Genomic DNA, 12,521 nt, shown 5'->3' with positions numbered 1-12,521 from the left:
CTCAATTCTAATTAGAATATGGATCCCTAAATTAAGTACAACAGCCATCCCCCCCTGATGTTAAAATGATTTTCCTACTCATTTAGTTTCGAGATAACCACCACAAAAACCTTTTACTTGTTCAACTACCCTGCCCCGTTCATTCTATAATAAAGCTAGTTTCGACCTTATTGAAAAGGAAAAAGGCAACCTCCTCGGTAGCTATCGCTCTTCCATTATTTTTAAATGCTTTTAAACTCTTTTATAATTAGACTTTAAATATCGGATAACATCATCTTCTCCGTTCTTTTTTAGCATGGATATTGTTCTATTAGGGTCTTTGAAATAGCTAGTTATATATATACATATTCCTAATTTTAGAGAAATTTCTTTATACAATTCTGCGTGTTCTGTTTCTTCTATGGTTGTATGAAATAAATTCATGATTTCGGTGAAATATTGTATAAATTCATTTACTGTTGCAATCAGATGACCGAAAAGTTCATCAGTTATGACGCGGTTGAACATGCCGCCGACACAAACTCCCCAAAATGATTTGTGATTGGAGTGAACAACTGATGATAATTTACTGTAAATACGTTCCGCAGCTTCTTCATTTTCTAATATTTTTCGTCTTTGCTTAGGTCTAATGTTCTTTGGGTTTTCTATATCCATCCATTCCCGAGCATGATTAGGTTTTTGGATGAAATACTTTAATAGCCATGAATTTTCAAGTGATTGTCTATACATAATCAAACATTCATCTTCTAACCCCATTTTTAAAAGGTGATATGCGGATGCTATATGATTGATTAGCCTTCCAGTTATCAGGAATCTAGCTTGATAAAATGCTACATCCTCATTATCGAATCTTCCGATATTATTTAATTCATTCAAGAAGCTCAAGCTATCCCAAAAAGCTTCGTCTCTATCATCTAAGTGTTCCAAAAAGGCTTGTTCCTTTTTACTGTGTTATCAAGAGATGTCTTCGCAGATACGATTTACGCTCCATTTCTACTCTTTTTTGATAAATAGCATACTCCCTTACTTTTTGTAAAATGTGCATTCTTGAAAAATCCACATATCCCCTAATAGCTTGTCCTATACAAGATAATTTTACAGACATATCTTGTTAAAGAGGACAAGGGGGAGTAGTATGGGCAATTATTTTTTAACCACTATTGTTCATACTTTTCCTAATTTTTTAATTTAAAAAGGTTAGAACCTACAAGAGTTGAACCTGGCTTTTCCAGTCCTACACAATTTTTAAAGGAGGGATAGATATGGGCAATGGTGGCAATGGTGAAAATGGTGTAAACATTGGTTTGATCCTTGTGCTTTTCATCCTACTAGTGATTATCTTAGTAGGATTTTAATTAATAAGTAAACGAAGGGCAAAAAGCTGACTCTTTTTGGGAGTCAACTTTTTGCCCTTTTACATTGCTATTCTTTATTTTCAATCTTGCCTTCACTTTCTCCTACAACTTTATAAAGGCTACGTACAACCGGTAAGATTTCTAATACTTTATCAATATCCAAATTATTAAGGAAGCTTAAAGAATTAGGTTGTGGAACTTGAGACATCGAATACATAGCAGGTCCCGTTTCTGTACCTTTAAAACAGCTACGTACAACCGGTAAGATTTCTAATACTTTATCAATATCCAAATTATTAAGGAAGCTTAAAGGATTAGGTTGTGGAACTTGAGACATCGAATACATAGCAGGTCCCGTTTCTGTACCTTTCAAAAAGCTAAGTGCAACCGGTAAGATTTTATCCAAATTTTCTGTACCTTTAAAAAAGCTACGTACAACCGGTAAGATTTCTAATAATTTATCAATATCCAAATTATTAAGGAAGCTTAAAGAATTAGGTTGTGGAACTTGAGACATCGGATACATAGCAGGTTCCGTTTCTGTATCTTTAAAAAGGCTACGTACAATCGGTAAGAGGGTTAACATTGTGTCAGCATCAAGATTAGCAAGTATGTTTGAAGAATTTGTAGTAGGTACATTTTGTTGCATCGAAGAAATTGCAGTCCCCATTTTTTCCAGATTACTATTTAATAGCGTTATTTCATTTAAGACTTTATTCAGCGTTTCTGTTGTCTCTCTCTGTAGTTCCAACATTTGAGTTTGTACTTCTTTTTTATCTCCCAAAACTTCTATCCCCTTTTGTTTTGTTTTCGTTTCTTTACTTCCTTTTTCTTTGTCCATTAATGTTCGTTCTCCCGTCTTTTTCAAAATTTGATACAAAAAAGTAAATACAGGTTGTCCGCAATATATTATGTTTAACAACCGTATGAAGTATAGACGAAGGTGTAATAACGTCTCAAAAAAAGACACTAGCACTAGCTGTGTCTTTTTTTCCTTATTTTTTACTTAATCTGCTTCGTTACTTCAAAGCCGTCTGGTTCGGCAGCTTGACCTTCAATTCAAGCCTGCCCTGATAGTTAATTAAAAGTATTTGTTTGGTGCTTTTTACTTGAATCCGAATGTATGATTTGAATAAGAATCATACGTTCAAAAGGCCGCCATTTGGCGGCCTTCTTATGGCGCTAACGCACCCGTTAGTTCTTTAAGATTTATTGTAGTGTTGAAATAAATAGTGCAGTAAGGATTAATGCCAAAAGAGAAAAAGATTAATTTTCCTTATCCTTTTCAAGTAAATTAATAATTCTATCAAGCTTTTGTTCGATATTTTCTGACTTGCTTGGTTGTTTAGTAACGAGAGAACGAACAAGAAAAAACACACCAGAAAATATTCCAAATATAAAAATAAGGAAAACTAGTTGAAATAACACATCACCAATATTCATATTAATTCCTACCTTTACAAGTACTGGTGTTAGTGTACCATATTTTTACTGCATAGTTCTTTAACACTTCGCTAAATGAACTAACCTGCCCCGATAGTTGCATAAGAAAAAGCTGCCTTATAGACAGCTCCGATCTTCAGCTAACGCATCTGTTTGTTCAACAAGAAAATCAAATCACAAAAATCGATAGTAACTATCTAATAATTCTTCGCTTCCCTTTCTGCTTCTTTCTCATCCATTTCCTTATCTTCTAGCCATTGTTGATAATGGATTATCTCATGAGCCATGCTGCTTAAAATTGCCCATAAAGCATCATTTTTTCCTCTTTCTGAAACTAATTCTTCATAATCACCTGTTGCAATTCTTATGTATGGTTCAATATTTTTATCATAAGGTGCAAAGAAAGTAGCACTTTCCAGTTCTCTTTTATCTCTCGTTTTAAGTTGATAATCCGTTTTTAGATATGCAACAACTCTTATAAGAAATTCCATATATGTACGCAACCAAACCGTAAAGCTTAAGCACGTCCATCTTACTGATGGATTTACATCCTTTTCACATTTGACTCTTAACCCTGAGCGAAGATATTGCAAATCATTTGTTTTCATAATCGCTTCTGAAAACCTTCCTTGCGACCCGGTGACTTCAATGTTTTCCTCTGCTCTCCCTTCTAGATCCACAGATGGTATTAATTTCAATTAATCATTGCCTTAATTTATTTTGAAATCTATGTATATAACTCTTAATAATATCAAAACCTATGACCAGCAACACATTATATTCATAGGAGCTGACAACATGGCTAGAAATAACAACAGTAATCAATTAGTAGTTAATGGTGCAGAGCAAGCTCTAGAACAAATGAAATACGAAATCGCTAGTGAATTCGGTGTTACACTTGGCGCTGATACAACATCTCGTGCAAACGGATCTGTTGGTGGAGAAATTACAAAACGTTTAGTGCAAATGGCTGAACAACAATTAGGCGGAAGAACTCGTTAATCGAAATCATATGTATTGTTAGGGATAGTGATTGGACTATCCCTATTTATAATTCTCCAAGTAAGTCCATTTATAAAATTATTAATGTCTATGTGTAGTTTTTAAATCAAGATTGACCAAAATCCCCTCTTGAAACCACATATTAGTGTAAAAACAAGAATGCATTTTGTGAAAAAAATTGAAGAAATGGATTCTTTTCTTGTGATTCAGATACAATTATTTTTAGTATTCCTTAATGAACTACCAAAGTTCTCACGATAATCACCCATTCACATTTGTGTCGATGACTATATTATCATGAGTAGCCGTGGTCATACCCCTTATTCAATATGTTTTAGAAAGTCTTCAATCGTTTGTAACAACTTTTCAGGGTACTCCCCATTGATAGCATGAGAGGCGTCTTCAAATAACACCATATTACTGTATGGATTTCTTAAATTTTCTAAACCGATTTGAAACGACTTTTCGGAATGATGCATAGTCGATTGACCAGCCAAAATTCCGAGCACTGGCATCTTAAGTTTCTTCAAATGTTCAGTTTTAACCTTTTCTGGCATTGGCAATTTACTTTTGAATGTTCGCATTCCTGTTTCAATCAATTTGGCAGCCGGCTCACTTTCATCAATTTTAGCACCACCAGAGATATAACTAAGCATTCTTTCCCTTATTGATTTTGGCACTGCTGGTACGGAAGCTGGAATCGAAACTAGAATCATTTTTAGTGGAATAGGACCAAAAACATAAACTGGTTCTACTAATATGAGTGTTTGAATTTTTTCTGGGTGCTTAATTGCTAAATTTGCCGCACTCCATCCACCAAATGACAATCCTAATAAGTTGATTTCCTCTTCTGGCAATTGTTCTAGCACTTGTTTTAACCAAATAGCTTGATCCATATTAGTTTTGATACGTTTTGTTTGTATACTTAACCCTGGCTCACCTATCAAATCAATTGTGTAAACCGGACGGTGTTTTAAGAAGTCATTGAGATTTGCTTCCCACATTGGTGTAGCAGACCCCTTTCCAGGAAGTAACAATAACGGTGTTTTGTCTGGTGTTTCCTCTTCTTGAAATTTGTATAGCTTCACTTTACCAAAATCGGTATTGAGCATTTTTGACTCAACAGGTTGTGGTAAATAGCTCATTGCCTCATGATAAGAATTTATGTATTCTTGCTTACCTTCATTTGTAACGAAACCACTCATTGAACCATCATCTTTGAAAAGACCTGATTATGTACAATAGTATGAATATAGCCAAAGAAACAATAACTAAAATGATCCACCTTTTTCGTAAACATACAAACCTCCTTCTATTCTTACTTTAGACTATGACGTAACGTTATAAAAAATGCTTAAATTGAAGTAATAAACGATATAACCACAGTACCTATTTCTAGAAAATGTGTGAATATCAGATAACAACCTTCTTTTGATAAATTGAACGTTATTCAATCCTGCCCCGTTAGTGCCATAAGAAAAAGAGCTGCCAAAGCAACTCTCTTATCGATGTAAAGCAACTGTTAGTGGGCCAAGGAAGGATTAAGTGTATAGTTCTTTTTTTAAAGCCTTAATTCCATCAATTACAATTTTTACATTTTCATCATTATTCAATTTGTTTCTTGCATGGAGCAAAACTGGTCTAACGGATTCCACAGAACGTCCAAAATCGTACATCCATTCATATCGAGGAACCATCCAAGTATGAAAATGGTGGGTAGTATCTTCATTATAAAAGTAATAAACATGTTCTATCCCTAATACTTCCCTTTGAGCTTTTCTAATCTTAGATAATAAGTTTATGTAATCAACCTTTTCTAAGTCATTTAACTCGTCAAAGCACTTAATATGGCGCTTAGATGCTAAAATTACTAAACCTTTAATGGGATATGCAACGTCTTGGTGAGCATGAAAATATTCAGTTTCGACTATTACACCACCATCCGGTTCTATTTTCCCACTTGTTAAAGCACAACTTAAACATTCGACTTCAACTGTTTTTCCATTAGACAAAGTAACTTCCCTCATAATTCCCTCCAAAAACAAAATATTATCTCTCTTAAAAAGATAAAAATAAACAAACCCTTGTTGAGCTATCCTGCCCCGGTTAGTTCATTAAAGGTAGTTTTTCACTTGAATATGAAAGTATGATAATACTAAGAATCGTATTTCAAAAGGCCGCCAATTGGCGGCCTTTTAGAATTCAAACTAACTCTAAGATTTCTTTGAAGTTATTCACTACAAAATCTGCTTGTTTTAATTCATCTTCTTGGGCAAAGTCAAAGTTCACACCAACTGCAATAAGTTCATTATCCTTAGCAGCAGATATATCTGAAGACCGGTCTCCGACAACGTAACCTTTTCCAATTTGATTTTTATTTTTCACCATTTGCACTAAATCTGATTTATTCCCAGATCTAATAAGTTGGATACTATATGTATCTTGAATAAACCTATCCAAATTATAAGTTTCTACAATTGCTTGTAAATATTCTATCTGTCCATTGCTGGCAATAAATAAGGGATACTTTTTACTTAACTCATTTAATGTGCTCTCCACACCAGCATATAATGCACCTTTTTGTGCTTGGATTAGTTCTATAAGCTTTTTATGAAAAATCTCATTGCTCTTTACTCGTATTTCTAGTGAGTGGTTTGGGCAAAGTGTTTCCCATACAACCGGTAGTGGTACACCCATAATTCCCCTATATTGTTCAATCGGTGTTTTTTTATCCCATAAATTTTCTTTTCGTAGTACTTCAAATGTTGCTTCTAGGGCAGGTTCTAAAATTAAATTCGTTTGAAATAAGGTTCCATCCATATCAAAAATGATTGCTTTACTCATTGAAAATTCCCCCTCTCATTATCTCTCATTAAAACATTTTTAAAAATGCTTCCTTAACGACAGTTCTGATCTTCAGCTAACGTCACCTGTTATTTCATTAAAGCTAGTTTTTATTTGTGGTTTTTCAATATTTGAACCTCTTTTTCCAGTTTATCGACCTTTTGTTGAAGTTCTTTCTTAGGTTCTAAAATTCTTCGACCTAATATAACGAGGAATCCAGTAATAGCAATAACTCCCCCAGCAGAAGCTATAATCAAAATCAAGGCAATGTCAAACATAAAACAACTCCTATTTTATTTTCTATACTGCAGGTAAACACTTAATCACTATAATCAGGTTAATTTTACCATTAAAAACCCATTCGTTCTTAAACTATCGTGCCCCGTTAGTGCCATAAGAAAAAAGGCTGCCGCAGCAACCCTTGTAATTGAAATAAAGCACCCGTTATGAATTCACTAATCTTCCCTTTTCAATATGAACGTATCCAGCTAAGGCGAAAGGCAGGCAGATGCCGACTCCAACTAGTGAGACCATTACGAAGATCTGCTCATATACCCAAACGTTAGCAGCACCTGCCTTCTGATCGCGTATCATAGCAGCAGGACCAAGCACAGGTGCCAGCAACAGCATGGGATAAGTAAACCAGCTCCCAATTAAACTCTCATGTTTATTTCTATTTGTTCATTAAGAAAAGCGATTCTTATTAAAGAATCGCTCCCGTCGCGGAAAATATGTAACTTCCTTTTATATCTTAATCCAAAGATAGTAACTGGAAAATCATTGGTTTAAATCCATATATTATTTTCAGCAGTTAGTTTAAAATTAGTTTCACCAGTGTTGATTACACCTTTAGGCTCTACCAGCATTATATGGCATTCCTTTTCTGCATAAGGCTTATGCTCCACACCTTTTGGTATCACATACATTTCTCCTTTGGAAAGTTTAACCTCTCCATCGCGGAATGCGATGGACATCTCGCCGTCTATCACGATGAATGCCTCATCGGTGTCTTTATGATCGTGCCATACAAAATCCCCCAGAATCTTAACTAATTTAAACTGATAGTCATTTATTTCACCAATGACTTTAGGCGACCAGTGTTCACTGAATTTGGACAGTTTCTCGCTAAGATTAATAGCATTATAATTGATATAAATCCCCCCAGAACTATTCTTACCTTTATTTTACAACTCCCATAGATTAATTACTATTTTGATTAAGACCTCAAAAGTTTCTGCTGATTTTCCACAAAATGGTCCAATTGTTGAACAAAGACCAAACAACACTCTTGAATCAACCTGCCCCGTTAGTGCCATAAGAAAAGAGCTGCCTTAAAGACAGCTCCGATCTTCAGCTAACGCACCTGTTAGCCATCCGTTTAGACAAGGAATCGCATCAAAATCCATTCAATATCATTTTTTGATACATACATTAATAATTATTGGAGAAAATATCCTATAAATAAATATAGGAGCTTAACTTTAATGAAGTTCATCAAACATTTATTAAAATATAACAAGGTAAATAATGACTATCTTCCTTCAAAGCAAATACCTCAACCCTCTAAAGAAGTTTTCTCTAAAGTTAATGAAAATATCTCCACAATAAAACAAATCTTTTCTAACACAGAAGATTTAGTTGTAAAGGAATTCAAAACGGAAACAGTACGAGGTGCACTTATCTATCTCGAAACTATGGTAGATAAGGAAAAAATACAAAGAGACGCTTTGAAACCTTGTTTACTATCGAATTCAGAAACAATTCAAAATATGCTTAATACTAATTTTCAGGCTTCAACAGTTTTCAATCAGGTCGAGGATGCACTTTTAAAAGGCTCTTGTGTTTTGAGTTTAGATGGTTATGAAAAGCTTTTTATGGTTGATGTCTCTATGTCTAAGGACCGTACTGTTACAGAACCAGAAAACGAAAAGATTGTTCAGGGTTCTCATGATGGATTTATTGAAAACCTTTTGACGAACCTTCATTTACTTAGAAAAACAATGAAAAGTCCTAATCTGCGCATGAAATATTTCCGAGTTGGAATACAAGTTAAATCAAAAATAGCACTTGTGTATTTAAATAATCTTGCAAATGAAGAAGTAATCTATGAATTTGAACGCAGATTAAATTCCATTTCGATGGATAACGTTTTAAATATTGGATTCTTGGAGGAATTAATAGAAGATTCTACAATATCACCTTTTCCTCAATTATTAAATACAGAAAGAGTAGATCGTGTAATTGGACATTTAAATGAAGGCAGAGTTGCTGTCTTCATGGATGGAAACCCAACTGCTTTACTTTTGCCGGTTACATTTTTTGCTTTTTATCAATCACCTGACGATTATAATTCTCGATGGATGATTGGTACGTTTATCCGTTCAATTCGACATGCAAGTTTTTTGATCTCGATTCTATTGCCAGCTTTTTATATTGCTGTTATTGCATTTCACTTTGAAGTGCTGCCTGACGAACTTGTAAACCCTGTCGGAAGTTCAATTAATAAGATTCCTTTTCCTCCATTAATCGAAGCATTACTTATGGAATTAACCATTGAGTTGATTCGCGAAGCTGGAATACGTCTTCCCTCAAGAATTGGCCAAACAATTGGGATAGTTGGAGGCCTTGTTATTGGGGACGCCATCGTTCAAGCAGGGCTTATCTCGACTACAATGATTGTCGTTGTTGCCTTAACTGCTATTTCTTCTTTTTGTGTTCCATCACACGGAATGAGCGACGCTGTTCGATTGTTACGTTTTCCGTTTATGTTTCTGGCTGCCTCGTTTGGATTCGTTGGAATAGTCTTTGGTTTTATTGTGCTTTTAGCTCATTTATGCAAGTTAGAGTCATTTGGCACACCCTACTTTGCTCCACTTGCTCCACTTAGAATACAAGACATCAAGGATACTTTTTTGCGTCTTCCAATTTGGAAATTGAATACACGACCTTTAGATTCACATCCTAAACACATTAAACAACAAAAACTTTCAAGGGGATGGAAATCCAATGATAACAAAAGAAAGTAGTATTTCAAAAACACAGCTTTTTTTTATGATCATTCAATCTCAAATCGGAGTTGGAATTTTATCATTACCTCATGATGTCTCGTTAATTTCTAAGAATGATGGGTGGATATCTACTTTAATTGCAGGCCTAATCGTACAAACCATTATTTTGGTCTTATGGGGGCTTTGCAGAAGATTTCCATCTTTAACAATTTATGAAATCATCCCTCATGTACTAGGGAAAAGGCTAGGAAAGGCCATCAATTTATGTTACATCCTGTACTTTGTTGTTACAGGCAGTTTAGTTTTATCCCGTTTTAGTCAAATCATCGATATATGGATTTTACAAAGGACGCCAAACTGGATATTAATTTTATTAATGTTAGGGGTTTGCGTATATCTTGTAAAAGATAATTTACGAAGCATGGCTCGTTTTTATGTACTCGTTACTCCCATGTTAATTATTCTATTTGGTCTAATAACATATTCGCTAAAAGATGCTAATTTTCTATATCTATTGCCAATTGGTCAATCCGGCATATCAAATATGATAAAGGGTTCTAAAGAAGCAACATTTTCGATGTTAGGGTTTGAGTTTATGCTTTTTCTCTACCCTTTTGTAAAAGCATCTAATACCCGTAAACTAATTGCGATTTCATCTGCCCATCTTTTCGTAACTCTATTTTATACATATCTGGTGTTTGCTAGTCTGGTCTTTTTCGAAACTAGGGAAGATCTATATCTTACTCCACAGCCTTTATTGTATATGATCAAAGCCTATTCCTTTCAAATCATCGAACGAATCGATTTATTTTTCTTATCTATCTGGATCATATCTGTTGCTACATCTATTGCTACCTGGCTTTTTCTTTCTTCACAGGGCCTTAAATACCTTTTTGAACGTGCCAATCATGCTGCATTCCTTCCATACACTGCCGGGATTATTTTTATTATTGCTCTTCTTCCCGACCATGAAACTGACCTTGAAAAATTTAATAAGCTTATGGAACCTGCACATTTTAGCTTTATTGTGGTCATACCATTATGTTTATTTTTGCTTTCATTTTTCCTTCCTAATAAAAAACATGGAGATTATAATGTATGAAAATCAAAAGGTTATTTATGATTAGTATATGTTTATTGTTAATAACAGGATGCTGGGATCAAAATTTAATGAAAGATGCCACTTTAATACAAACTATAACTTTTGATCAGACTGATGAAGGGGAATTTTCATTAGGATTTGCAATACCAAATATATATAGAAACCCAACGGATTCAGGACAAGAAACTGAAGCTATTAATAGTGAAAATTTATCTACAGTGGCAAATACTCCAAGAGAAGGACGCATGAAATTAAATACAGAGATACCCGGTAATTTAGATTCTTCGAAAAATAAACTTGTATTATTCGGTGAACAATTTGCAAAAGGTGACATTTATCCTTCTTTAGATGTAATTTGGCGCGATCCCCGAAGTTCCTTAAGTGCTAAATTAGCAGTTGTAAAAGGAAAAGCATTTGATACACTCAGTATTCAACCTAGAGTAGAATCAAACATTAGTCAAAACATCTTATATCTAATCCGAAGTACCGAAACAAATACAATCATTCCTGAAGAAAGCATCCAGACTGTGGCTTCAGAGTTACTTGATCCAGGTGAAGATATTGTCCTTCCCTTATTAAAGATGGGTCGTAATGGTACTACTATAGATGTGGCAGGTGTAGCATTATTTGATGAAAGGAAATTATCAGGAACTCTATCCCAAGAAGAATCCACTCTTTTTCTTTTACTAAATAATAAGAAAAGTAAATATGCGCGTTTCACAAAATATGTAAATGGAAATAAAGAATTAAACATGAATAATTTTATTTCTCTGAATGTCGATCATATTAAACGGAAGTTAAATGTTTCTGTGAATGACAGAGGAGAAGTTTTTGTAAATTTAAACTTACATTTAAAAGTAATAGTAGAAGAATATCCTATAGGGAATGTACCTAATAAAGTTGATCAACTAAACAATAAATTATCAAATACCTTTACTAATAATGCTGAAGAAGTAATTAAAAAACTACAAGAAGCCAACTGTGATGCATTTGGTATTGGAAGAAGACTGATCGCTTTTCATCATGATACCTGGAAAGAACAAGATAAGACAAACTATTTTAAAGATGTTAAGTTCAAATCAAAGGTAGATGTGGAGATTATCCAACATGGTATTGTTAAATAAATCAACAATAAAGAAAGAATAATTAACTGCATATAACTAATTAAGTCGTGATATAGGTTTGGAGTCAAGGAGTAAAAGGAACCTTTTTATGTAGGATTTTATACATCGCTGGTAAATCAACGTTTTCGGCTACTTTAGAACAATGTTAGCTACATAAAAAAGTGAAGTAATATCCAACCTCTTACTCCATTAAATGGCCCGAATGTTGAACCAGGCTAATGTCGATTGTTCAACTAAACTGCCCCCGTTATTGCCTTAAGAAAAAGAGTTGCAGCAGCAACCTACCTTATTTGCACCTAGGTAAAGATTGATATACTTAATGATGAATGACTCCTGCCAATGTCATAGATGGGACTTACTTCCACTTTTCGCCTATCCATAAAAATTTTTACAAAAAAAAACTTCCATACACAGTATGAAGTCTTTTTGGAAGGCTCTTTTCGTAAAGATTGATGTTTTTAAAACGAAACAATTTAAGGTTGATTGGAGCGGAAGTGCGAGACTCCTGCGGGAGCAGCGGGACAGGTGAGACCCCACAGGCGTTTACGCCGAGGAGGCTCACCCTCCCGCCCCGCGGAAAGCGAGCATCTGGAGGGGAAATCAACCACACCTCACTACCTGGTAAATAGCAACAAACTATGTA

The 12,521-nt window shown here is 34.5% G+C and carries 15 protein-coding genes; 5 read left to right on the top strand and 10 right to left on the bottom strand.

The window, feature by feature from the left end:
• Positions 1-231 precede the first annotated feature (231 nt).
• Positions 232-927: a hypothetical protein gene (locus A6755_RS05660; RefSeq protein WP_063590029.1), complete on the bottom strand. Its 696-nt coding sequence runs from the start codon at positions 925-927 to the stop codon at positions 232-234.
• Between the two features lie 335 nt (positions 928-1,262).
• Between A6755_RS05660 and A6755_RS28220 the strand changes: the two genes are divergently transcribed.
• Complete coding sequence (locus A6755_RS28220; protein WP_377307426.1) at positions 1,263-1,355, top strand: YjcZ family sporulation protein; 93 nt, start codon at positions 1,263-1,265, stop codon at positions 1,353-1,355.
• 67 nt (positions 1,356-1,422) lie between these two features.
• Here A6755_RS28220 and A6755_RS05655 read toward each other — a convergent pair whose 3' ends face one another.
• From A6755_RS05655 to A6755_RS05650, 3 genes are all read right to left on the bottom strand, one after another.
• Entirely contained in the window at positions 1,423-2,196 is a 774-nt protein-coding gene (locus A6755_RS05655) for a hypothetical protein (protein ID WP_063590028.1), read from the bottom strand.
• A gap of 425 nt (positions 2,197-2,621) precedes the next feature.
• Positions 2,622-2,798 (bottom strand): DUF4083 family protein, encoded by a 177-nt coding sequence (locus tag A6755_RS25870; RefSeq protein WP_082201085.1) that lies wholly within the window; start codon positions 2,796-2,798, stop codon positions 2,622-2,624.
• 197 nt (positions 2,799-2,995) lie between these two features.
• Complete coding sequence (locus A6755_RS05650; RefSeq protein WP_084737467.1) at positions 2,996-3,496, bottom strand: hypothetical protein; 501 nt, start codon at positions 3,494-3,496, stop codon at positions 2,996-2,998.
• Positions 3,497-3,596: 100 nt separating this feature from the next.
• Between A6755_RS05650 and A6755_RS05645 the strand changes: the two genes are divergently transcribed.
• Positions 3,597-3,800, top strand: a complete 204-nt coding sequence (locus A6755_RS05645; protein WP_034304517.1) for an alpha/beta-type small acid-soluble spore protein — start codon at positions 3,597-3,599, stop codon at positions 3,798-3,800.
• Positions 3,801-4,120: 320 nt separating this feature from the next.
• Here A6755_RS05645 and A6755_RS05640 read toward each other — a convergent pair whose 3' ends face one another.
• The 6 genes from A6755_RS05640 to A6755_RS05620 all read right to left on the bottom strand — a co-directional run bounded on the left by A6755_RS05640 (position 4,121) and on the right by A6755_RS05620 (position 7,795).
• A complete protein-coding gene (locus A6755_RS05640; RefSeq protein WP_063590027.1) occupies positions 4,121-5,005 on the bottom strand; it encodes an alpha/beta fold hydrolase in 885 nt (294 codons plus the stop codon).
• A 336-nt stretch (positions 5,006-5,341) separates the two neighbouring features.
• A complete protein-coding gene (locus tag A6755_RS05635; protein ID WP_063590026.1) occupies positions 5,342-5,827 on the bottom strand; it encodes an HIT family protein in 486 nt (161 codons plus the stop codon).
• A gap of 175 nt (positions 5,828-6,002) precedes the next feature.
• Positions 6,003-6,644, bottom strand: coding sequence for an HAD hydrolase-like protein (locus A6755_RS05630; protein ID WP_063590025.1), 642 nt, complete (start codon positions 6,642-6,644; stop codon positions 6,003-6,005).
• Positions 6,645-6,754: 110 nt separating this feature from the next.
• Entirely contained in the window at positions 6,755-6,922 is a 168-nt protein-coding gene (locus tag A6755_RS26920; protein WP_174878697.1) for a hypothetical protein, read from the bottom strand.
• A 166-nt stretch (positions 6,923-7,088) separates the two neighbouring features.
• On the bottom strand, positions 7,089-7,274 hold the full coding sequence (locus tag A6755_RS26915; protein WP_063590024.1) for a hypothetical protein: 186 nt from the start codon (positions 7,272-7,274) through the stop codon (positions 7,089-7,091).
• Positions 7,275-7,429: 155 nt separating this feature from the next.
• Positions 7,430-7,795, bottom strand: coding sequence for a cupin domain-containing protein (locus tag A6755_RS05620; protein ID WP_063590023.1), 366 nt, complete (start codon positions 7,793-7,795; stop codon positions 7,430-7,432).
• Positions 7,796-8,128: 333 nt separating this feature from the next.
• Between A6755_RS05620 and A6755_RS05615 the strand changes: the two genes are divergently transcribed.
• The 3 genes from A6755_RS05615 to A6755_RS05605 are packed head-to-tail and all read left to right on the top strand — an operon-like array spanning position 8,129 to position 11,878.
• A complete protein-coding gene (locus A6755_RS05615; protein ID WP_063590022.1) occupies positions 8,129-9,670 on the top strand; it encodes a spore germination protein in 1,542 nt (513 codons plus the stop codon).
• Positions 9,651-10,754 (top strand): GerAB/ArcD/ProY family transporter, encoded by a 1,104-nt coding sequence (locus tag A6755_RS05610; RefSeq protein ID WP_063590021.1) that lies wholly within the window; start codon positions 9,651-9,653, stop codon positions 10,752-10,754. Before A6755_RS05615 ends, A6755_RS05610 begins: the two co-directional genes overlap by 20 nt.
• Positions 10,751-11,878 (top strand): Ger(x)C family spore germination protein, encoded by a 1,128-nt coding sequence (locus A6755_RS05605; protein WP_063590020.1) that lies wholly within the window; start codon positions 10,751-10,753, stop codon positions 11,876-11,878. The genes A6755_RS05610 and A6755_RS05605 overlap by 4 nt, the downstream gene beginning before the upstream one ends.
• Positions 11,879-12,521 lie beyond the last annotated feature (643 nt).

It is taken from the genome of Peribacillus frigoritolerans (assembly GCF_001636405.1).
GTDB classification, from domain to species: domain Bacteria; phylum Bacillota; class Bacilli; order Bacillales; family DSM-1321; genus Peribacillus; species Peribacillus frigoritolerans.
This window is presented reverse-complemented; position numbering and strand designations above follow the sequence as displayed.